The following is a 21,168-nucleotide window of genomic DNA, read 5'->3' as shown; positions in this document are numbered from 1 at the left end:
CTTTTTTTTCAAGAAAAAAGTAATAAAGAATAAACACTCCGTCAGGCATATGCCTGCCACCTCTTTGTGGGAGGGGAATTACAAAATCCCGTGTGATATAAAGAAAAATAAAAAATAATAAATCATAAAGTTTAATTTTAAAAAAGTAAAAAAGATGAAGAAAAGATTTTATCTTCTAGGAATGTTGCTGGCAGGCGGTGTAGCCCTTGCGCAGCAAGATGCAGAGGGGCGTGTAGGGATTAATACCGACTCTCCCCAAGCTACTTTGGACATTGCGGAGTTGAGCAACTTGCCATCGACGCAGCCCCAAGGGGTATCGTTCCCAAATTTTAGTACGGAACAGCGTGCTAAGTTTGAAAACCCTAAGGTGGGTACAATGATTTTTAATACTACTAAACAATGTTTAGAGATGTATTTTGGGTTGAAAGGTGGTCGAGCCCATTGGGATTGTATTCCGAATGCGACGAGTGCACAGTCCCAAAATGTGGCGATAGTGCCAGCGGGCTTTGAAGGGACTTATATCGCAGGTATTGTGATGAATAGAGCCAATAAGGTGAAGTTTGAGTTGCAAAATAATGGTTTTTCTCCCATTAGTAATGTAGATTTTTCTAGCGCCGTGAGCATTTCCAATAAAGGAGGGGTGAGTGTTTCTTCTGGGCAGAACTCTAATGTGAGTTTGCAGGCAGGCGGTAAAACCACGTTGAGTTATACGCTTACAGGTACGCCCCAAGAGGGAGCTTTGGTAGCGAATTTTAATCATTTAGGATTGACGGCAGACCAGCAAGCCCAAGTAGGTTTAGGTTCTGCAAGTGTTGCGAACAAAGACAATTACACGGTATCTTTGTATTACCAGCCTACCAATACCGTTGTTCCAGGGAAAATAAACAACGGAGCAGAAAAAGTAACGATAAAAATCCCATATACCAATGGGAAAGGCTCATATAATGCTGTAAACATTAACAACATTAAGACCGCAGCAGGGCAAGGTGGTGATGTAAATAATTTAAGCCTTTCTATCCCTGCGGGTAACTTTGGCGTAACTGGTGAGTTAGAGGCAACGATTACGGTGGGGGGTAGCGACCAAGAGTATTTAGTAAAGCAAATGGCGCCAGGGGAGCAATATGTCATTGCTACTTTCCCTATTGATATGAATGGTACACGTTACGATGTTGTATTAAAAGGTATAGGTGGTATCCCAGACCGTTGTTTTGGCAAAACGACATTTGACTGTGTAGGCTATGGCGCGAAAGTAAAAGAGCATGAATTTATCTATGTGCCAATAGAAGGACCAGACGGCAGAACATGGCTTAACAACAACTTAGGGGCAGAGTATGCGAGAGTGGGTTCTCCGTATTTTAACCCAGTACAACAGGCAACAGATAAATTGGATTACAAAGCCCATGGTTCTAATTTTAACTGGGGTAGAAAACCTGATGGACATGAGTTGTGGATTTATACATCTAATTATTTTGGAGGCATGAACCGAAAATATGAATACTATAGTATACCATGGAAAGATAGGCGTACATTTAATAATCCATGCCCAGAGGGATGGAGATTACCTTCTGCTTTGGAGTGGAAAAATTTAGTAGATGCTTCAGTCGGTCTTAGGGCACTGAAAAGTCCTACAATAGCACCGTTGTTTATACCAACACCACATTGGACAGAAAATGGTTCCTTTGTATTTAGCGGAGATATAAAATATTGGACAAATGAGGGGCTTAGACAGAATTACTACGCGAAAGCTGGCAACTGGGCATACTATATAGAATCATATGATACAGTTGTTGAAATAAGTCAGTATGGCTATCCTGTTCGTTGTACCAAAGATAATTAATTATAGTTATTCTCTGTCAACCAGCCGTAGGCATAGGGTAGCCCATAGGGTGAAACAGGGTGAGAAGAAAAGACAAGCCCAAAGCCTATAAAGGGATCTGTAGAGAGGGGAATTAGCCCTATAAAAAGAAGCATTATAAATATGAATTATGAATAACAAATAAGAATTAACAATCAAAAAAAAACAAAAATGAGCATTAAATACAAAGTAGTAGAAAGAGGTCAGCCCGGTGTAAAAGGTGGCGGCACCAAGAAGTTTTATGCCAATGTGGTGAACGATGGAGAGTATAGTATAGACGATTTGGTAAAACAAATTGAGAAGTTTTCGGCACTTAGCGAGGCAGACATCCGTGGTGTCATCATTGCGCTAGAGAATGTAATTCAAGACGCCTTGGCCGCCAGTAAGATTGTACGCTTAGAGAAACTAGGAACGCTCTACCCTACGCTAAGCAGTGGAGCTGCCGCAAGCGAGAAAGAGTTTCAAGCGGGATTAATCAAGAAAGTAGGCGTAAACTACCGCCCAGGCAAGCGTATTCTAGATGTGATGAAGTCGGCAGGATTTGAAAAGGCGTAGTTTTATTTATCATTCCTATTTATAATAGAAAAGGCACTATTTTTTTAGTGCCTTTCTTTTTGTAGTGTTGTAAAAACCTGCGCAAGTTCCAAAAGAAACCCGCGCAGGTTTGGGCTAAAACTTGCGCGGGTTTGGAGCAAAACCTGCGCAGGTTTCAAGACAATGTTGCGCTGGTTTTATGCCTAAGCTAGAGGCAGGGAGTAGAAGAAAACATTTTTTTAGAACACACAAAAACACCCGTGTAGCACAACTACACGGGCGTTTTGTTTTTATAAAGAATGACTGTTTTGCCGATTAAAATCTGTATCCTAAAGATAGACCAGTGCGCAAACCTAGCCAGCCTCCATCAGTTTCTACATAGGCATTGTGTGCATCTACATTCGCTTTGATTTTCACGAAGTCTAGAGAAACATCTTCTAAATCTTTTTTAAAGTCTGCTTGCTCTTGGGCAGAGAGTGTTTGGTTAGACTTTCCAGAAAGGTTTCCTGCCGAAAAACCAGCATGTACCCCGATGATTGTCCAGTCTAGCACCCAGTTTTTCTTTTGTCACAAAAACCATTGTTTCCCAATCATTAGCCCTAAGCTATTGGCGCTTAAATCTCCAGAAATATCAACTTTTGCATTGCCTTTAGACTCAGAAACAGAGAATTTCTCTAGGCTCAATTTAGAGTAGCGATAGTAAGGAGAGAGGTAAAAGCCTTGTGAGTAGCCTTTGCCCAAATAGAATCTAGGCTCTAATGTAAAGCTGAAATTAGAAATGCTTATAGAGCTGATGTCTACATCATTGTTGTTATTGATACTAACATAGTTATTTGGCTTAAAAGCTGGCGTGTAGCCCACTGCTGCTGCAAGTGAGAATTTTTTAGTAAACACACGCTCATAAGTTACATTGAAGTTAGGAAAAGCGTAAGCTAAAAGATTTGTTTTTACCACATTTTTCTTAGACACGGGCAATTCTGTAGATTGCTGTACTTGAGCGGAAAGGCTGCCAAAAGCCAATAGTGCTCCTAATAATAATTTTGATTTCATATAATTTAACTTTCGCGCAAAAGTAAGTAAAAAATTTAAGAAATCGCTATTTTGTTTGGCTTTAATTAAGCTAAGAAGAGACTAAGTCTAAATAGATTAAAAACTTAAATTTAATTTAGCATTGAAGAATCTCCCCGTCAATCGGTTAGGCACGCCGTAAATCTTGGCACTATTTACATCTCGTATCCATTGGGTAGAGATGGTGTTTTTGATGTCGAATACATTAAATACCTCTAAGCCCACCGAAAGATTTTTTATCCCATGAAACAAATTATTGCCCAAATGTATATTTTTCTCTCGGTCGATTAAAATCTTAGAAAATCCAATATCTACGCGTTTGTAGTCGGGCAAATAGCTCGTGAAATCATACGGATTGGTGAAAATCGGTGCACCCGTAGGTAAGCCCGAAGCATAGATTAAATTCACATTTACTTTAAGACTAGGGTAAATGGGCATATAATCTTGGAAGAAAAGCGAAGCCTTAAATCGTGGATCGGTAGGACGCGGAATCCAGCCTTGTTCCCCGATGTTTTGTTCAGACTTGGCATAAGAAAGGCTTAACCAAGAATCGGAACCTGGGATAAACTCGCCATACAATCGAGTATCTATACCATAAGCACGCCCTTTGGCATCGTTGCTAGCAAAGTAGTGCATGCGCACATTGTCTATGTACACAGGGTTGAGGTCTTGTATATTCTTGTAATACAATTCGGTGGTGAGCTTAAACGGGCGCTCCCACATAAAGAATTCAAAGTCGTGTCCTGCCATTACTTGCAGGGATTTTTGGGACTTTACATCAGGGTTTAAATCGCCGTTTGGTTTCTTAAACTCTTTATAGAAAGGTGGTTGCACATAATATCCTGTTGCAAAGCGGAAGATTTGGCTTGTTACCCAATCAGGGCGAATGGCAATTTGCGCACGCGGACTGATGTTTAATTCTTGGTTTGAATCATTGTAGGTGCCTCTCACCCCAGCATTGAGCAAAACTTTGGCGGAGTTCCAGTAGAATTTTTTGCTCCATTGTGCAAAGGATGTGTAGCGTTGCATCGTGATATTGTGCTGGGAGCGCATGGCATAATTGAGCTTAAGCAATCCTCTATCCACCTCGCCAGGCAATAATCTTTTTTGGTGCCCATGCGGAACATTGTAGCCTGCGGAATCAATCATTTGCCACTCGTTGAGCATATCTTGCATGTTTTCTCGCTGCACGCCAAGCCCCCATTCAAGATTGGAATTGCTATTGAATTTGTATTTTCCACGATGTTGCACTCCTGCGACCAAAACATCTAAATCATTTCTTGCATGGTCTAATTGTCCCGCTGCATTGGGCGAATTAATCGGCTCCATGGTTTTGGGGTCTAAATCTCTTATGAAATAAGCCCCTTGAATGTCAAAATATTCTTCTTCCTTGCTCTGGTAGGAGTACAAATCTAGCCCTAAATCCCAAAGACCATTGGGCTTAAAAATAGAGGTAATTGCCCCAAAATTAGTCATGTATCGGTCTTTTTCATTTCCTGCATAGTACACCTTTAGCTGAATGGGGCGTTGCAGGGTTCCGAAATTGGTTTCTCGGCTGTGGGGCGTTTGTTGAAATAAGCTATTGTTGAAGTTGCCAATAAAGCCCACTTGCCACTTAGGGCTTATTTTATACTGAACATTTGCTTGAATGTCGTAGGAAGAGGGTTTAAACTCGGTTTCGTCTTCTTGAGTTTTAAGCAAAAGGCTGCGGTTGAGGTATCTTGCACCCACTAAGGCACTCAGTTTCTTATTTTTGCTCATGGTGCCCAGCGTTAGGTTGCCGCCCATTAAACTTAATTGAGAAGAAAGTTCAAACTGAGTGGGCGTGCGATAAATCACATCAAGTACCGAGCTCATAGCATCGCCAAATTGTGCTTCCCAGCCACCGGGCAAGAAATTTACATTGGCTACCATGTTTGGGTTTAGGAAGTTGAGCCCTTCCTGTGCTCCGTTTCTAATCAGTTGAGGTTTATAGATCTGAACCCCATTGACATAAATTAGGTTTTCGTCGTAATTTCCACCGCGCACCATGTATTGCGAGCTCAGCTCGGTGTTCACGCTCACATAGGGCAAGGTTTTTAAAATATCGGTAAAGCTTCCCGTGAGCGATGGCGCATTTTTCACTACCTCGGGGTCTAGGTTTTCAGAATAAATTTTTTCCTTTTCCTCTGCCTGAAATATAATTTCGGGCAAATTCACTTTTTCGTTTTTATTCTCTTTTTTTACTTGCGCCCAAGTGCTTTGCGCCAACATTAAAATACTGCTTAAGGCTAAAAATTGCTTTTTCATAGAGAATAATTATTGATAAATAATCGTGGTTGCGTAGTTGCCTACATTTTGATTGAAATCGGTTACCTTTAACTCAAATTGATGACTGCCAGCGTTTAAGTCTTCTTTGTTTAAATCCACATAAATCAATTTGTTTTTCTTATCATACACGGGAATCGCCCATTTGCCATCGATGTAGGCATCATATTTTTTAATGCCGCTTTGGCTATCTTTTACCCTAAAACTAATTCTGCCATTTTTAGCCGAAAAAGTTTTGGATTTGTCCAGCGGCTGAATGCTCGGAGCGGTTTCGTCTACATCAATTTTGAATACTCCAAAATCTCTCACTTGTGCTACCAATTTTCCGTTTTGGTAGGAGGTAGGGAAATAGTCGGTTACTTTTTTGCCTCCATAGTTATACTCCACAGCAATCACGGCTTTGTCCACTTTTTGAGTTGGAATATCTTTTGGTACAATGGCGAGCGTATAGAATTTATGCAAAGGCACTTTGTCGTTTTGAATGTAATATTTGCCGTTGGCTTTTTTGTATTCAAGGTTAAAGTCTTCGTAGAAAGCCTGTGGCGGAAAGCTAAGTTCTACTTCGCCATTGGTCCAATAATTTTCTTTGTCCCAATACAATCGGTTTTTGTTTGGTTTTTCGGCAGGCGTTGTGTTGCCCGCTTTGCCCACAATGGTGAAAGTCCCCGTGCTGGTGTTGCCTGCAAAGTCGCTCACTACGATTTTGATGTTGTAGGTTTTTCCGTTGGCTAAATTCAAAATTCCGTCGTTTTTAGCCAATTTTATCATGCGAAGTTGGTTGCCAGGCTTTTTGTATAATTGATAAATAAAGCCTTTGTTTGTCATGTATTGCGCATAATCCGTAAGGCAATTGATGTAGCGCGTTTCATCAAAACTAAATTGATCGGTTTTAAATTCAAAAATTAAATCATTGTTGGCATATACTTTAATGTTATAAATGCCGTCCCAGTTTTCTGCCCCGTTGATTTTGTCATAAGTTTTAATCCCAAAAGCTACTTCGCCCGTGGCATAAATAGGTGTTTTGAACTGAGTGGCTCCCGTTAAGTCGTAGCGTTTTTTACCTGCAACATTCCCGTTGAGTGCATAGATATACATGCCGTTAATCATCGGTTTGCGCGTGTCTGGAGTAGTGAGCCCAAACAAAAAAGGATTGATGGTTTCTTCTGTTTTGGTATCTCTGATTTCAAAATGCAAATGCGGACCGCCCGAACTGCCTGAGTTTCCTGAAAGTGCAATCACATCGCCCTTTTTCACAGGAAGTGCCTCTTTGGGAGGATAAACATTGATTTCAAAAGACTGTAACAAATGTTGCTGCTTGCGAGCATAGTCCTCAATCGCCCCTTTGAACTCGCGCAAGTGTGCATATACAGAGGTGTAGCCGTTGGGGTGCGTTACATACAAGCAATTGCCATAGCCCGAGGGCGAAATGCTAATTCTCGAAATATAGCCATCGCCAATGGCATACACATTTTTGCCTTCGCGCTGTTGCGTCTTGATATCGATGCCCGAATGGAAATGAAAACCACGAAGCTCGGCAAAATTGCCTGCTAAGTAGCGTGGAATGTCCAAGGGCGAACGAAAGTCTTGCGGGAGATTTTGGTTTTGTGCTTGGCTAAAGGTGATTGATAAAAGGAATATCGTGCGGAATAAATTATTCATTATTATATACTAAAGTCTGTGCAAAGTTAAATCTTGAAAGTTTTATATAAAAATTCTATCAAAATATCTTCGCCCGTTGTGTTATTGGAGCTGCCGATACCCTTAGACTTGGCGTCGCTTTCTCGCAAAAACGAGATGATTCGCGTAACTTTCTTTATCGGGTAGTTCTGCGCTGCCAATTCGTATTCTTTTACAAAAAATGGATTAATTTTTAAATTTGCTGCAACATTGCCACGGCTTTTGTCCAGCAGCGAGTGGAAGAGTAGCAGATTTGAAAAGAAATTAAACAATGCAGAATTGGTCACGATGATAGGATTGTCTTTCGGATTTTTACCAAAATATTTAGCAATGCTAAAAGCCTTTAATTGATTTTTTTCGGCAATGGCAGACACCAATTCAAAGTTGTTGTAATCCTTGCTGATACCTATATTTTTCTCAATAAATTCAGGCGAAACTTCTTCGCCATTTTTTATCACCGAGGCAATTTTTGCCAATTCGTTTTGGATTCTAGAAAGATCGTTCCCAATGAATTCCGTGAGCAGAAATTTAACTTTTGGGTGTAATTTTAGCCCTAAAGATTGCGCTTGTGTTTCGATAAAAGTGGGCAATTGGTTTTCATACATTTTTTTGGACTCCGCCACCACGCCCGTTTTTTTGATATTTTTTAAAAAAGCACTACGCCCATCTGGTTTTTTATTTTTAAAATTAAAGACCACAATGCTTGTGGGCACGGGATCCTCGGCATAGGTGGCAAAATTTGCCATCGTGCGGCTCAGGTGCTGTGCTTCTTTGATTACGATGAGCTGTCGCTCTGCCATTACGGGAAATTGTTTGGCTTGCATCACTACATCTTCTATACTGATTTCGTTGCCATAAAAAATATGTTCATTAAAGGCTTTTTCCTCTTCGGAAAGTGCATTTTTTATAATTTCTTGAGTCAAAACATCTATAAAATAAGGCTCATCTCCCCAGAAAAAATAAATCGGTTGAAATCTTTTGTTTTGTATATCTTTGCGTATGCTTTCAAACTCTTTCATAAAACTGCCCGTTCTAAATTTTCCCGAAAAATACCAATTTCGTATCAAAAAAACGGAAAAAACCACATTTATTTTTTGTGCGTGGCGAAAAAAATGGCTCGTGCTCACGCCCGAGGAGTGGGTGCGCCAGCATGTAATGCAGTTTTTGGTTAGGAGTTTAAAATACAGACCAGAAAGCATAGGGGCGGAAATTCCTGTAAAAATCAACGGACTGCCACAGCGAGCTGATTGCATTGTTTATCAAAAAGCACAACCCTTTATTTTGTGTGAATGCAAAAAGCCCGAGGTGAAAATTACGCAAAAAACCATGGATCAAATCCTACGATATAATCAAGAAATCCGTGCCCCGTGGATTTATTTAACCAATGGCATTCAGCACATTGTCGCTCAGTGGAATGACGGGGAAATTCAATTTCAGCCATTTTTGCCTGAAAAATCATAATTAAAGGCATTTTTGATTTAAAATAAATACGAATTTTAATATTTTTTTGTAGTTTTATAGAGTAGTAAACTGCGAAAAGATGAAAAAATCAATATTTTTACTATTTCTGTTGTATTCCGTTGGGAGTTTTGGGCAAAAATGTTCTTTTAAAGGGCAGTTGTTGGATTCTATCAATTATCCCGTGTACGATGCCTCGATTACGGCTTTTGACTCCAAAAATAAATCTTTAGGTTTTGTGTTTTCTGATGAAAATGGAAATTTCGAGTTTGCTCTACCTTGCGAGAAAATTAAGTTTGAAATCAATCATATAAGTTTCAGCAAGCGAGTAGAAACAATTGATGTAAAAACTGAAAACTTTAAGAAAATAATCTTGACCAATGAGATGGTTTCGTTAAAAGATGTGATTGCCAAAGGCAGGATTCCTGTTCAGATAAAAGGGGATACCATAGAGTATGATGCGCAATCTTTTCAAACGGGGAATGAGGAGGTTTTAGAAGATATTTTAAAGAAATTGCCAGGCGTGAGCATAGAAAACGGCGTGGCGTATTATCAAGGCAAGCCTATAAAATCTATCAAGGTTGAGGGGCGAGAAGTCTTCGGGAATAATGCCAAATTGATTTCTAAAAACTTACCTTCGGATGCGGTAGAGAAAATTCAATTAAGCCAGAAATTAAAGATGAATCCCTTTGCAAGTTCGTTGCAAGAAGAAGACCAACCAGAATTAAACATCGTTTTAAAGGAAGATAAAAAAAGTCTTGTTTTCGGTAATTTATCCATTGGGGGCGATGCTCACAAACACACCGATTTGCAAGAAAATCTTTTCTACTTTTCAAGAAAAGTCGATGGAACTTTAATTTCGGATTATAATACATTTGGCAAACAAGTTTTCTCTAATCAAGATTATAGAGAGCTTTCTGGCGTAACGGATTATTTAAGGAGAGAGGGCGGTTTGTTTTCGCTCAGAAGTAGCAATAGCAATGCCATCGCAATTGATAGAAATTCGCCCGATATGCGCAGTGCAAATACGGCTTTAAATTTAGGGTATCAAAAGAATAGCAAGTTGTATATTTCAGGTTTTGTGATGGCAAATAAAAGCAATGTGCGCTATGCTGAATCTTACAGAAAAATGTATCAAGATTTTACGCAAATTGATGAGAATAAAAAGGAACATGATTTGCTGGCTTTGTTGTCTCGGTTTACGCTCAACTATTCTCCGAAAGACGACTGGCAAGTGAAATATCAAGCAAATTTCAATGCTAAAAAATCCGAAAACTTTACCGATAATACCAGCTTTGTGGCAGAAAATGGCTCTTTGAAGGCTTTTAGAAAAGTGAATGACGATAACGATGACCAAAATTTTAATCAAAAATTGAGTGTCATCAAGAAAATGGGAGAGCATAATTTAGGTATTTATGTTCTGCATTTATATAATAACGAAACGTCTACACTTGCTATAAAATCAAACGAAAATCCGTTTTATAATATTTGGAATTTGTCGAAAGGTGCAGAGGACTATGGCTTTGAAAAACAGACGAAAAATAAATCCAATGTATTGTCTGGTTTGGCGGTTTACAATCGTTTGCTCACGCCCGTGAGTAATTTAAGAGTAACAGCTGGGCTGAATTACAATAAGCAAAAACTTGATAATGAATTTAATTCTCATCAAACCACGATACTAAATAGAGTGCTAAAAGCTGCGGATTTTAGCTTTTCTGAAATTTATGCAGACGCCAATTATTCAAGAAAAATCAAAAATTTAAATTTAAATTTTGGAGCCACTTTGAGTGCTTATCATTCAGAAAATAAACAACCTAAATCATCTCAAACGTTAAAGGGAACGGAGGTGTTACCGCACGCTTCGGCGAATCTCACTGCGGGATATTATACATTCAAAGCCAGTTATTTGCAATCTTACAGTTTGCCTAGTCTTTCCGAATTTAGCGAAGGCTTAGATGTCGTGAATTTCAATACATTGTATGAGGGGAATCCGTTGCTTAATGTTGCCAAAAATCAAAGAATAACCGCGTTTGTGGGATACAATAATCTGTTCAAGTTTGTAGATGCATACTTTCAATTGAGTTATTTGAGGAAATTAGACAATATCAGAAATCAAGTAGAAGCCAATACTTTAAATCAAATTTTATCGCCATTTAATGCAAATATGCCTGAGCACAATTATGCAGCAAACTTAGGTTTTAGTAAAAGATTTTCTAGAAAATATCAATTAAAATTAAAGGCAAATTGGCAAAAAAGCGATTTTGATACGCGTTCAAACGGAAAATACTTTGCCGTGGACAATACATCGCAAAATTATCAATTAAACAATTTATTGAAATGGAATAATCTTTTTGAGCTGAATTTTGGTTCAAGTTTCGGCGTAAGCAACTATAAAACAGGGAGTAGAGGAAATAAATTTAAAACACTTTCGCCTTTTGCAAACATGGCATTTATCTTGGGCGAAAAATGGCTTGTGGAAAGCAATTACGCCTACAACGAGCAGTGGAGAAATGGCGATTTTTTAAATCATTATCATTCTTTGTCTGCATCTGTGAGATTTCGTCCGGCAGCCAAAGTTTTTGTGAAATTTTCAGCCAATAATTTGTTAGATAATAATTTAATCGTGTCCGAAGGTTTTACAGATACTTATACCTACATTTATAGAAAAGAAGTTTTGGGAAAATACTTCATCTTGCAAGTGAAATACAAGTTTTAACGATGGAAAAAGGCTTCTCATTGAGAAGCCTTTTTTTGTTTAATTTTTTACTCTTGATTTAGCAACAAATAATTTTTAGCCTTGTAATTTTTATCTCTAAAATTATCATTTATATAGGAATTTACTTCGTGTAAAAATCCCTTGGTTTGTCTTTCGTTGTAGCTCGCTTTGTTTATTGTAATGATTCTTGCAAAACCCTGCGTCATTGGAACAAAATTTTCTACCGCATATTGATTTTTGTAAGGATAATACAGCGAAATTACTTTCCCGTCTTCGCGCACTACCACAGAATCTTTGCTTGCCTTTAGTTTGCTTTCAGGGAATGCTTTGTCGTAATAAAATCCCAACGAATTGAGGTGTACATAATCTGGCGTAAAGTAAAATAAAAACTGTTCGCTCGGTTTGCCGATTTTATTTCTTCTTAGGATTTTGCGCATATCCCTACTTTTAAAGTAAATTGGGTCATTGCCAAAATCTTTTTTTAATTTTTGTGCAATTTGGTAGTCTGTGCGATAATCCGCTGCCAAAACGAAACGCAGTGTATCTTGATTTTTTATAAATCGAGCCGCTTTTTTATTGGGATAATTATCAGTTTGGTAATATTCAAAATTATTATGGAAAAAATCTTTTTGACAACCGATAAGTGTTAAAGTGTTAAAAATCAGAAGTAACTTTTTCATGAATAAATATTTTTTTCTAAATTTATTAAAAATATTTGATATGAGAAAAATTATTTTAAACTCAGTTTTATTGTTGTTTTCCATGGTTTTATGTGCTCAAAGCGTCGTGGTAGACTACGAGCAAACCAAGCATATGAAAATAGGTGGAGACAATCCAAACGATACGCACAAATTAATGATGCAAGTGTATAGCCGCCCTACTTACTACAAATTGTTTATTTTTAAAGATAAAAGTTTGTATCAAAAGCAAGAAGTTGTAGACAATGGTCAGAAGAAATACATACTACCTGTGCAGGGCGAGGTGAAAGTGGAATCGGTTTTGACAAATTACGCCGACAAAAAACAAATACAAGAAGCGATTTATGCCCGCAAAAAGTTTTGGGTAGAAAGCCAATTGCAGCAAAATTATCAATGGGAATTGAAAGACGGAGAGCAAGAAATTTTAGGCTTTCTTTGCCGAAAAGCGGTGGCTAAAACCGATACGGGAATTGTAATCACTGCGTGGTACACAACCGATGTACCTTATAAAATGGGACCACTAGACTATTACGGATTGCCAGGTTTAATCATGAAAGTCGTTTCGCATCCAGAAAATCAACCAGAGAATAATGTGGAAACTATTGCCATCAACATCGGGGAGCAGAGTAGTTTGCCAAGTATTGAGAAATTCAATAAAAACAAAACCATTTCATCGGCTGAGTTTCAAAAGCTGATTAAAGATCATTTAGAACAACTTAAAATGATGCGAGGTGGCGGTGTAAATCGTGATTAATCATTTACATTAGAAAACATCCCCGCTCGGCTTTGCCGAGCGGGGATGTTTTTGTGAAAAATCTCTTTTAAATCTTATCTATTTTCTATAAGATTGAATGTTGTTTTTAAACGGCTTAAATTTAGCTCTCGGTTTGGTCATGAAATAAGCAAAAGCACCTATAAGTGGGAAGAAAAATACGACCAAAATCCATAAAGTGCTGTATTCCCTTTTTGTTTTAATGCAGTCTACAATAGCCCAAACGCTTAAAAAAGCACCAAGAATTAAATAAATTGCGACTAAAATTGCTGATAAATTGTCCATAATTTTTTGATTTTCATTAATTTGCTTAGTGCAATATATTTAATAATCATGGAAATTCCAAATAATTAACATTAGAAAATGTATTAAAAATTGATTTTTGTATTTTCTTGCTTGAAATGGGGTGTTGAAATGGGGTGTTTGTTTTGAAAAAGTATTAAAAATTAAATTTACCCCTATTTTTTATAGGGTAATTTGTTTGAATTTGTATATTTGCGAGCGAACTAAAAGAAATATTGATGTCAACCTTACGATTTAATGCCTTAGAAAGGCTCGCCAGCATTCCGTATAGAAAGTTTAAAGTAGAAAAAAAACTTTCGGAATATTTTTGTGAAAATGTTTTTACGCTCGAGAAAATGCGTGAATATCTCACCAAATCAGCTTTCCAAGAAATGGTAGAAACCGTGGAACGCGGTAAAAACATCGACCGCTCCATTGCCGACCAAATCGCCACCGCTATGAAAGATTGGGCTTTGTCCAAGGGCGTTACGCACTACACGCACTGGTTTCAGCCACTTACGGGAGCCACGGCAGAAAAACACGACTCGTTTTTCTCTCCTATTGAGGGCAATCGTGGGATTGAGCGTTTCAACGGTGGTATGTTGATTCAGCAAGAGCCCGATGCGTCAAGTTTTCCAAATGGCGGTATCCGAAATACTTTCGAGGCACGAGGGTACACGGCATGGGATCCCACTTCGCCCGCCTTTATTATTGATACCACTTTGTGTATTCCGTCGGTGTTTATTTCCTACACGGGCGAAACTTTAGATTATAAAACACCTCTTTTGCGAGCTATTCAAGCCATAGACAATGCGGCGGGCGATGTGATGCGTTCTTATTTTGATAAAAATGTCAAGAAAGTGCAAACCACGCTCGGCTGGGAGCAAGAATACTTTTTGGTAGATGCAGGTTTGGCAAGTGCTCGCCCCGATATTGGGCTCACAGGTCGCACTTTGCTTGGACATCCACCAGCTAAGGGGCAACAGCTAGACGACCATTATTTTGGTTCGATTCCGTTTCGTGCGATTAATTATATGAAGGAGCTCGAGGTGGAATGTATGAAATTAGGGATTCCCGTAACCACTCGACACAATGAGGTGGCACCCAATCAGTTTGAGCTAGCACCGATGTTTGAGGAAGCAAACTTAGCGGTGGATCATAATTCACTTTTGATGGACATTATGGGAAGAGTGGCAGCAAAACATCATTTAAAGGTGTTGTTGCACGAAAAACCCTTTGCCGATGTCAATGGTTCGGGAAAACACAACAACTGGTCGCTAGCGACCGATAAAGGCGATAATCTTTTAAGCCCAGGTAAAAATCCAAAACAAAATTTACAATTTCTTACATTTTTCATCAATACCATTATGGCGGTGCACAATTACGGCGATTTGATTCGTTCGGCAATTGCATCGGCTACCAACGACCACCGTTTGGGTGGGCATGAGGCACCACCAGCCATTATGTCTGTATTTATTGGCTCTCAGTTAAGAGAAGTTTTGGATGAATTGGAAAAAGTAACTAAAGGAAAATTAAGCGCAGGCGAAAAAACGGATTTAAAACTAAATTTAGTCGGGAAAATCCCAGAAATTTTATTGGATAATACCGACAGAAACCGTACTTCGCCATTTGCTTTTACAGGAAATAAATTTGAAGTGCGTGCCGTGGGGTCTTCTGCCAACTGTGCCGAAATCATCATCACGATGAACACCATCATGGCAGAGCAGCTTAAAACTTTTAAAAAGAAAGTAGATGCGCTGATTGCTAAAGGATTAAAGAAAGATGAGGCGATTTTTAATCAATTAAGAGATGATGTGAAAGCCTGTAAAAAAATCTTGTTTGAAGGTGATGGCTACTCAGAAGAATGGCGAAAAGAAGCCGAAAAACGAGGTTTGAAAAACTTGCGAACTACGCCAGAGGCATTGCGTGTGGAGTTGGAGAAAAAGAACATGCAAGTTTTTGTGGAAAACGAAGTGTATAACGAGCGCGAAATCAAGGCGAGAAACGAAATAAAACTCGAGAAATACATTAATCTTGTAGCGATAGAATCTCGTGTGCTTGCCGATTTGTCTCGAAACCATATCTTGCCTACCGCCGTGCGATACCAAAATCAATTGCTTGAAAATGTGCGAGGTATGAAGGAGATTTTTGGCGAAGAATATAAAGAATATGCTAAAGATCAATTAGATTTAATCAAGGAAATCTCTGGGCATCATACAGTTATTAAAGATTTAGTTTCTCAGTTAAGAGAAATCCGTGCCGAAGCTAAATTAATGAAAACTGCACAGGAAAGAGCCGATCATTTCTGTTTTCAATTAATTCCTAAATTAGAAGAAATTCGTTTGCATGTCGATGCGCTCGAAATGCGAATCGACGACGAAATGTGGCCATTGCCAAAATATAGAGAATTATTGTTTATGAGATAAAAAAATAAAACCATTCAAAAGTTGGGTTGTGAAATATATCATAACCCAATTTTTTTTATAAAGGTGTATTTTTGCTAAAAATTTTAAGAAATGAAAAAGATAGCAGGAATTTGTTTTGTGGTATTGATGAGTTTGCAAGTGCAAGCGCAGAAAAGGCATTTGCGTTTAAACTTTGATGATGGGCAATCCTATATTCAGGCAAATTTAAGAGGGCAGTTTTGGGCAAGATATGCCAATTATAATCCAGGAACTAAACTCAATGGCGAAGCGGTGAATAATGGACTAGATTTCTCGATGAGGAGGTTGCGTTTAGGCATTCAGTCTAGAATTGGCGAGAAATTTTATGTTTTTTCTCAAATCGGAGGAAATAATATCAACAAAAATACTTTCAATACATTTCGTGTGCAGTTGATTGATTTGCACGCAGATTACACTTTTAGCCCAGCATTTGCACTGGGGGCGGGGAAAAGCAGCTGGGGCACGAGCAATAGGATTTCATCTTTTAGCAATGGAAACTTGCTAAATTTAGATTCGGAAATTTTTTCACTTTTTACTTTGAACAGGCAAGACGATTTGGGGCGAAGCTTAGGTGTTTATGCCAAAGGGCAAATCGGGAAGTTGGACTATCGTGTAGCTCTTTCGGCTCCAGAGTTTAATAAAACCACTACGGCAAACCAGACCAAGGTGGATTATGCCGTAAATAATTCCAAAAAACGAATTTCGGGCTATTTTAAATATGAATTTTGGGAAAATGAGAGCAATCTCAATGCCTTTAGCGGTTCGGCAGGGACTTATTTAGGAACCAAAAATGTATTAAGCGTAGGAATAGGTGGTGCATATCAGCCAGATATGATGCAAAGAGGCTTGGCGCCAAATATTGAATATTTTGACTACAAAAACTTTGCGACAGATGTGTTTATGGAGAAAAAATTGTCTGAAAGAGGAGATGCTCTAACAACTTATTTGGGCTATTTCTACACCGATTTTGGAGATGATTATGTGAGAAATGTAGGCCCAAATGGTATAGCCGACAAGGGCGGAATAAGTTTTAACGGAAAAGGCGTGCAGGAACCCATGATGGGAACGGGAAACACTTTGTACTGGAATTTGGGCTATCTGTTGCCAAAAAGCGGAACCAATGATGTGAGAATTCAGCCAAACGTAGGTTTGCGTTATGCCAACTACAAAGGATTGGAAGATGCTGCCGTTAGCTACAATGCCGGCGTGAATGTTTACCTCAATGGGCAAGCCAGCAAATTATCGCTAGGTTATGCCAATCGACCTGTTTTTGACGCGGTGAGCAAAGAAGTGAGCGAAAGAAAAGATATGATTGTCCTGCAATATCAATTTGAAATTAGATGATGTTAAAAACTAAATTGTATATTTGCAATACATTAAACATTGAAATTAAAAATATGAAAAAATCAATAATAGCACTTTCGATTGTGGCTTTGGCTTTTTCTTGTAAAAAAGAAAATACAACCACCACAACTAGCGAGACCACAAAAACTGAAGTGAAAAAAGAGGTTCCAGCAGAAGCATTTACTAAAAATGCCCAAGGTGAATATGTTTTTGCTTTTAATCTAGAAGAAGGAAAAACTTATCCGTTTAGCCTTACCAATAATGCTACCATGACGCAGTCTAATGGGCAACAGAGCCAAACTGTGAAGCAAACTTCTACCACAGCACTTGATTATACCGTGGCGCAAGTAAAAGATAGTACTTATGTGCTAGATGTTAAGTTTACTCGTTTTAAAGAAGAGAACAAGAGCGATAAAAAAACAATTGGGTTTGATACCGATGCAGAAAAACCAACCGATAAAGGAGCTGCAAGACAATGGGAATTTAATAAAGCCATTGTAGGAAAAGTCTTTAAAATGGAAATTACTCGTAGCGGTAAAGTAGTAGATGTAACTAATTTATTGCCTGTGCGAAACGCTGTGAAAGAAGAGCTTAAAAAAGATTTAAGCAAAGAGGAGCAAGAAGGGCTAGACCAAGTGTTGAGCCAAACATTGAACATTACAGCGATCCAAACAATTTTTGATGAATCAACTTCTTTCTATCCTAAAAAAGCTGTGAAACTAGGCGGAAAATGGAGCAAATCAGAAGGGACAGATAAAGCAAAATCTACGATGAACTACACGCTACAATCAGTAGATAATGGAGTGGTAGACATTAAAATCGATGGAAGCAGCAAGGGAAGCGATTCGCAATCAAATCCGCAAGGAGTGAATTTGTACAGAAGCCTAGAGGGAAGTGTAGACGGTTTGGCTAAATTAGACCAAAAATCGGGCTGGATTTCTTCTGCAGACATCAAGAGAAAAGAAGTAGTGAGAGAAACTCAGGAATATCAAGGACAAAAAATGAATTTCTCGTCTACCACAAACACTCATACAGAAATCAATAATAAATAATTATTTGAGATTGAAAGCAAAAGGAACTGGCTTAAACGCTCATAAAGTGTTTGAGTTTGTTCCTTTTTTTATTAAATTCGTTTTTTAGCTATTTTACACTTAAAATTAAATGACACCTATTTTGAAATTAGTATTGCTTGGAGTAATTCTGTATTTTATATATGATTACTACCGAAAAACCATCAAAAAATCCTCGTCTCGCAGACGAAACGAAGACCGAGATGTGCGTATCTTTAAAACAAAAGAAGTAGAAAAATCAAAGTATAATGTAGATGCCGAAACGGTAGATTACGAAGAAATTGAAGAGGATGAAACTAAATAAAAATGTAATTTTTGGGTTAATTTCTATCGTGCTGATTGCCCTTGTGGCTTTGGCATACAACATGCCCGTTATCAGCGGAAACCAAGCTTTGTTGCAACCCGATATCGTAAACTACAAAGGTAGTGCCGAGAGCATGCACCAGTATCAAAAAGCTACGGGCGAAAATGTGTACTGGAGCGATGCCATGTTTAGCGGTATGCCCACTTACCAAACGGGGGCGAGCTACCAATACAATGTGATTAAGAAAATAGACCAAGTTTTGCGCTTTTTGCCGCGTCCTGCCGATTACATGTTTTTGCTTTTGGCGGGATTTTTTATACTCGGTTTGGTATTGTTTAAAAATTGGAAATACGCACTTGTGGGTGCATTTCTCTTTGGCTTAGGCACTTATTTTGTCATCATTATCGAGGCAGGGCACAATTCCAAAGCACATGCCATTGCTTATTTTGCACCATTAGCCGCTGGAATTATCCTTTTGTTTAAACGGAAATATATTTTAGGGCTTTTGCTCACAACACTTTTTATGGCATTGGAGCTGAATGCCAATCACCCACAAATGACTTATTATTTCGGTTTTGTCATGGGATTATTTGTCATTTTTGAAGGGGTAGAAGCCTTTAAACAAAAACAAATCAAAGCATTTGGAATTTCGCTAGGGCTAAGCGTTGTGGCATTGTTTCTAGCATTAGGCTTAAATAGCACCAATTATTTAGCCACTTATGAGTACGGAAAATTAAGCACCCGTGGCAAAAACAATGTAACTTTGTTGCAAAATGAACATAGCAATCATGCTGGCTTAAACAAAGATTACATCACGGCTTGGAGCTACGGGAAACTAGAAACCTTAAACCTTTTTATCCCTAATTTTATGGGTGGAGGTTCTACCGAGCCAGAAACTTATAAAAAGAATTTGCAAGAATCTGTTCAGCAAGCGGCGGGCGAAGTGGCGGCACAATATGCAGCGCAAAATCCTCAAGCCAAATACGAAGAAATTTACCCGCAAGCTTTAGCTTCTATGAGTCAAAACATTAGTGCTATCCCAACTTATTGGGGCGATCAGCCATTTACAAGTGGTCCAGCTTATCAAGGTGCGGTGGTTGTATTTTTGTTTATTTTGGGCTTATTCTTGGTTAAAGGAAGATACAAATGGTGGCTTTTAAGTGCTACGCTGTTGAGTTTTATCCTTGCTTGGGGCAAAAACTTTATGCCTATCACTGATTTCTTTATAGATTATGTGCCATTCTACGATAAATTTAGAGCCGTTTCTTCTATTCTTGTCATGGCGGAATTTACTATGCCATTGTTAGGTGCTTTTGCGGTGTATCGCTACTTTAAAGATAAAACTTTAAGCCAAGAAACAAAGAAGAAAATCTTGTATTATGCAGGTGGAGGCGTTGTGCTGTTTTTAGTGATTTTGTATGTGGCGGGTGGTAGTATGTTCTCGTTTACATCTGAGATAGATTCACAATTGCCACAAGCCATGGCAAAAGGCATTAAAGCGGATAGAATTGCGATGTTTAAAGCGGATACTTTGCGCACGATTGTCTTTGTTGTGCTCACTTTAGGTTTGTTTTTATTGTATCAATTCAAGGTTTTGAAACACAAAGAAATCGTGATTGCAGGCATTGCAATTTTAAGTTTAATTGATGTTTGGGGTGTGGATAAACGATACTTAAACGAAGAAAACTTTATTCCTGCACAATGGGTGAAAAATCCGTTTCCTACACAAATGACCGATCGCATGATGCAGGCGGCACAAAGCAATCCGATGGTGATGCAGATTGCATACAAAATCCCGATGAATAATGTTTTAAACCAAATCAAAGAAAACGACAAAGGGCATTATCGTGTGTTTAACCGAGCAGTTAATACATTCAATGATGCCTCTACATCTTATTTCGTCAATGCGATTGGGGGCTACCACGGCGCTAAATTGCAGAATTATCAAAATATCATAGATGTCTATTTTACAAGTGATTCTATCCAGAAAAAACAATTGGGCTTAAGCAATCGTTCGCTCGAAAACATCTTAAATATGCTCAATACACGCTATGTGATTGTGGGCAATCCGCAAGAACCTCAGGTGATGAAAAATCCAAATCCTGCAGGAAATGCGTGGTTTGTGCAACAAGTTTTAGAGGCTAAAGACGACAACGAGTCTATTGTGAAAATTGGACAAATCGACATCAAAAATCAAGCGGTAGTCAATAATTTTTCAGCAAATAAAAACTATTCTTCTGCCAATGCTAATATTGAATTGACAAAGTATTTACCATTTGAAATCCATTATACTAGCGAGAATGCCAATGATGGTTTTGCGGTGTTTTCTGAAGTGTTTTATGACAAAGGTTGGCAAGCCAGTATCGATGGAAAAGAAGCTCCAATTGTGCAGACTAACTATTTCCTTCGCGGGCTTGAAATCCCTAAAGGCAAGCACGAAATTGTTTTCAAATTTGAACCAAAATCCATTCAATTAGGCTCTACAATCACTTTGGCAAGCAATGTAATTTTTGCCTTATTGATTCTGGGTAGCGGTTTCTATTTTTTTAAAAATAGGAAAGAGGGGAATAAGATTTAAACCTAAAAAAAGGAATTTAAAGGATTTTTGTTCAAAGGGGCAAAAATCCTTTTTTTATAGA

General features: G+C 38.4%; 17 protein-coding genes. 10 read left to right on the top strand and 7 right to left on the bottom strand.

Translation table 11 applies throughout. The features are described from left to right. Nucleotides 1-154 precede the first annotated feature (154 nt). Complete coding sequence (locus ORNRH_RS01665) at nucleotides 155-1,837, top strand: fibrobacter succinogenes major paralogous domain-containing protein (protein WP_014790179.1); 1,683 nt, start codon at nucleotides 155-157, stop codon at nucleotides 1,835-1,837. A gap of 189 nt (nucleotides 1,838-2,026) precedes the next feature. Further along, the gene (locus tag ORNRH_RS01660; protein WP_014790177.1) at nucleotides 2,027-2,410 is read left to right on the top strand and encodes an HU family DNA-binding protein; all 384 of its coding nucleotides are present in this window, start codon (nucleotides 2,027-2,029) and stop codon (nucleotides 2,408-2,410) included. 294 nt (nucleotides 2,411-2,704) lie between these two features. Here the strand turns inward: ORNRH_RS01660 and ORNRH_RS01655 are convergent, their stop codons facing one another. The 5 genes from ORNRH_RS01655 to holA form a co-directional block, all read right to left on the bottom strand. After that, nucleotides 2,705-2,941: a hypothetical protein gene (locus ORNRH_RS01655; protein WP_042275119.1), complete on the bottom strand. Its 237-nt coding sequence runs from the start codon at nucleotides 2,939-2,941 to the stop codon at nucleotides 2,705-2,707. 15 nt (nucleotides 2,942-2,956) lie between these two features. Further along, on the bottom strand, nucleotides 2,957-3,439 hold the full coding sequence (locus ORNRH_RS01650) for a DUF3575 domain-containing protein (protein WP_042275116.1): 483 nt from the start codon (nucleotides 3,437-3,439) through the stop codon (nucleotides 2,957-2,959). Nucleotides 3,440-3,535: 96 nt separating this feature from the next. Continuing rightward, nucleotides 3,536-5,746, bottom strand: coding sequence for a TonB-dependent receptor plug domain-containing protein (locus tag ORNRH_RS01645; RefSeq protein ID WP_014790176.1), 2,211 nt, complete (start codon nucleotides 5,744-5,746; stop codon nucleotides 3,536-3,538). Nucleotides 5,747-5,755: 9 nt separating this feature from the next. Then, nucleotides 5,756-7,423, bottom strand: a complete 1,668-nt coding sequence (locus ORNRH_RS01640) for a M23 family metallopeptidase (protein ID WP_014790175.1) — start codon at nucleotides 7,421-7,423, stop codon at nucleotides 5,756-5,758. 26 nt (nucleotides 7,424-7,449) lie between these two features. Continuing rightward, entirely contained in the window at nucleotides 7,450-8,460 is a 1,011-nt protein-coding gene (gene holA / locus ORNRH_RS01635; protein WP_014790174.1) for a DNA polymerase III subunit delta, read from the bottom strand. A 100-nt stretch (nucleotides 8,461-8,560) separates the two neighbouring features. Between holA and ORNRH_RS01630 the strand changes: the two genes are divergently transcribed. Further along, complete coding sequence (locus ORNRH_RS01630) at nucleotides 8,561-8,902, top strand: type I restriction enzyme HsdR N-terminal domain-containing protein (protein ID WP_169313177.1); 342 nt, start codon at nucleotides 8,561-8,563, stop codon at nucleotides 8,900-8,902. A 79-nt stretch (nucleotides 8,903-8,981) separates the two neighbouring features. Further along, the gene (locus ORNRH_RS01625; RefSeq protein WP_014790172.1) at nucleotides 8,982-11,615 is read left to right on the top strand and encodes a porin family protein; all 2,634 of its coding nucleotides are present in this window, start codon (nucleotides 8,982-8,984) and stop codon (nucleotides 11,613-11,615) included. A gap of 47 nt (nucleotides 11,616-11,662) precedes the next feature. Here the strand turns inward: ORNRH_RS01625 and ORNRH_RS01620 are convergent, their stop codons facing one another. Continuing rightward, complete coding sequence (locus ORNRH_RS01620; RefSeq protein ID WP_014790171.1) at nucleotides 11,663-12,295, bottom strand: hypothetical protein; 633 nt, start codon at nucleotides 12,293-12,295, stop codon at nucleotides 11,663-11,665. 40 nt (nucleotides 12,296-12,335) lie between these two features. Here ORNRH_RS01620 and ORNRH_RS01615 point away from each other — a divergent pair, with 40 nt between their 5' ends. Further along, nucleotides 12,336-13,067 carry a GLPGLI family protein gene (locus ORNRH_RS01615; protein ID WP_014790170.1) on the top strand — a complete coding sequence of 244 codons (732 nt, stop codon included), beginning with the start codon at nucleotides 12,336-12,338 and terminating at the stop codon, nucleotides 13,065-13,067. A gap of 78 nt (nucleotides 13,068-13,145) precedes the next feature. On the opposite strand, the gene ORNRH_RS01610 is transcribed toward ORNRH_RS01615, so the two are convergent. Continuing rightward, the gene (locus ORNRH_RS01610) at nucleotides 13,146-13,370 is read right to left on the bottom strand and encodes a PLDc N-terminal domain-containing protein (protein ID WP_014790169.1); all 225 of its coding nucleotides are present in this window, start codon (nucleotides 13,368-13,370) and stop codon (nucleotides 13,146-13,148) included. Nucleotides 13,371-13,606: 236 nt separating this feature from the next. Between ORNRH_RS01610 and ORNRH_RS01605 the strand changes: the two genes are divergently transcribed. From ORNRH_RS01605 to ORNRH_RS01585, 5 genes are all read left to right on the top strand, one after another. Continuing rightward, nucleotides 13,607-15,793 (top strand): glutamine synthetase III family protein, encoded by a 2,187-nt coding sequence (locus tag ORNRH_RS01605; RefSeq protein ID WP_014790168.1) that lies wholly within the window; start codon nucleotides 13,607-13,609, stop codon nucleotides 15,791-15,793. A 90-nt stretch (nucleotides 15,794-15,883) separates the two neighbouring features. Then, complete coding sequence (locus ORNRH_RS01600; RefSeq protein ID WP_014790167.1) at nucleotides 15,884-17,155, top strand: porin family protein; 1,272 nt, start codon at nucleotides 15,884-15,886, stop codon at nucleotides 17,153-17,155. A 53-nt stretch (nucleotides 17,156-17,208) separates the two neighbouring features. Continuing rightward, nucleotides 17,209-18,207 (top strand): DUF6263 family protein, encoded by a 999-nt coding sequence (locus ORNRH_RS01595; RefSeq protein ID WP_155814486.1) that lies wholly within the window; start codon nucleotides 17,209-17,211, stop codon nucleotides 18,205-18,207. 121 nt (nucleotides 18,208-18,328) lie between these two features. After that, nucleotides 18,329-18,529 carry a hypothetical protein gene (locus ORNRH_RS01590; RefSeq protein ID WP_169313176.1) on the top strand — a complete coding sequence of 67 codons (201 nt, stop codon included), beginning with the start codon at nucleotides 18,329-18,331 and terminating at the stop codon, nucleotides 18,527-18,529. Beyond that, nucleotides 18,516-21,107, top strand: a complete 2,592-nt coding sequence (locus tag ORNRH_RS01585) for a YfhO family protein (RefSeq protein WP_014790164.1) — start codon at nucleotides 18,516-18,518, stop codon at nucleotides 21,105-21,107. Before ORNRH_RS01590 ends, ORNRH_RS01585 begins: the two co-directional genes overlap by 14 nt. Nucleotides 21,108-21,168: the final 61 nt, after the last annotated feature.

The organism is Ornithobacterium rhinotracheale DSM 15997, from assembly GCF_000265465.1.
Taxonomy (GTDB): Bacteria; Bacteroidota; Bacteroidia; order Flavobacteriales; family Weeksellaceae; genus Ornithobacterium; species Ornithobacterium rhinotracheale.
The sequence above is the reverse complement of the archived record's forward strand: the minus strand, read 5'-3'. Positions and strand labels throughout refer to the sequence as shown.

Excerpts from the sequence above, each read along its gene's own strand:
- ORNRH_RS01665 (WP_014790179.1), top strand. The coding sequence starts at position 155 with ATGAAGAAAAGATTTTATCTTCTAGGAATGTTGCTGGCAGGCGGTGTA.
- ORNRH_RS01660 (WP_014790177.1), top strand. The coding sequence starts at position 2,027 with ATGAGCATTAAATACAAAGTAGTAGAAAGAGGTCAGCCCGGTGTAAAA.
- ORNRH_RS01650 (WP_042275116.1), bottom strand. The coding sequence starts at position 3,439 with ATGAAATCAAAATTATTATTAGGAGCACTATTGGCTTTTGGCAGCCTT.
- ORNRH_RS01645 (WP_014790176.1), bottom strand. The coding sequence starts at position 5,746 with ATGAAAAAGCAATTTTTAGCCTTAAGCAGTATTTTAATGTTGGCGCAA.
- ORNRH_RS01640 (WP_014790175.1), bottom strand. The coding sequence starts at position 7,423 with ATGAATAATTTATTCCGCACGATATTCCTTTTATCAATCACCTTTAGC.
- holA (WP_014790174.1), bottom strand. The coding sequence starts at position 8,460 with ATGAAAGAGTTTGAAAGCATACGCAAAGATATACAAAACAAAAGATTT.
- ORNRH_RS01625 (WP_014790172.1), top strand. The coding sequence starts at position 8,982 with ATGAAAAAATCAATATTTTTACTATTTCTGTTGTATTCCGTTGGGAGT.
- ORNRH_RS01620 (WP_014790171.1), bottom strand. The coding sequence starts at position 12,295 with ATGAAAAAGTTACTTCTGATTTTTAACACTTTAACACTTATCGGTTGT.
- ORNRH_RS01615 (WP_014790170.1), top strand. The coding sequence starts at position 12,336 with ATGAGAAAAATTATTTTAAACTCAGTTTTATTGTTGTTTTCCATGGTT.
- ORNRH_RS01610 (WP_014790169.1), bottom strand. The coding sequence starts at position 13,370 with ATGGACAATTTATCAGCAATTTTAGTCGCAATTTATTTAATTCTTGGT.
- ORNRH_RS01605 (WP_014790168.1), top strand. The coding sequence starts at position 13,607 with ATGTCAACCTTACGATTTAATGCCTTAGAAAGGCTCGCCAGCATTCCG.
- ORNRH_RS01600 (WP_014790167.1), top strand. The coding sequence starts at position 15,884 with ATGAAAAAGATAGCAGGAATTTGTTTTGTGGTATTGATGAGTTTGCAA.
- ORNRH_RS01595 (WP_155814486.1), top strand. The coding sequence starts at position 17,209 with ATGAAAAAATCAATAATAGCACTTTCGATTGTGGCTTTGGCTTTTTCT.
- ORNRH_RS01585 (WP_014790164.1), top strand. The coding sequence starts at position 18,516 with ATGAAACTAAATAAAAATGTAATTTTTGGGTTAATTTCTATCGTGCTG.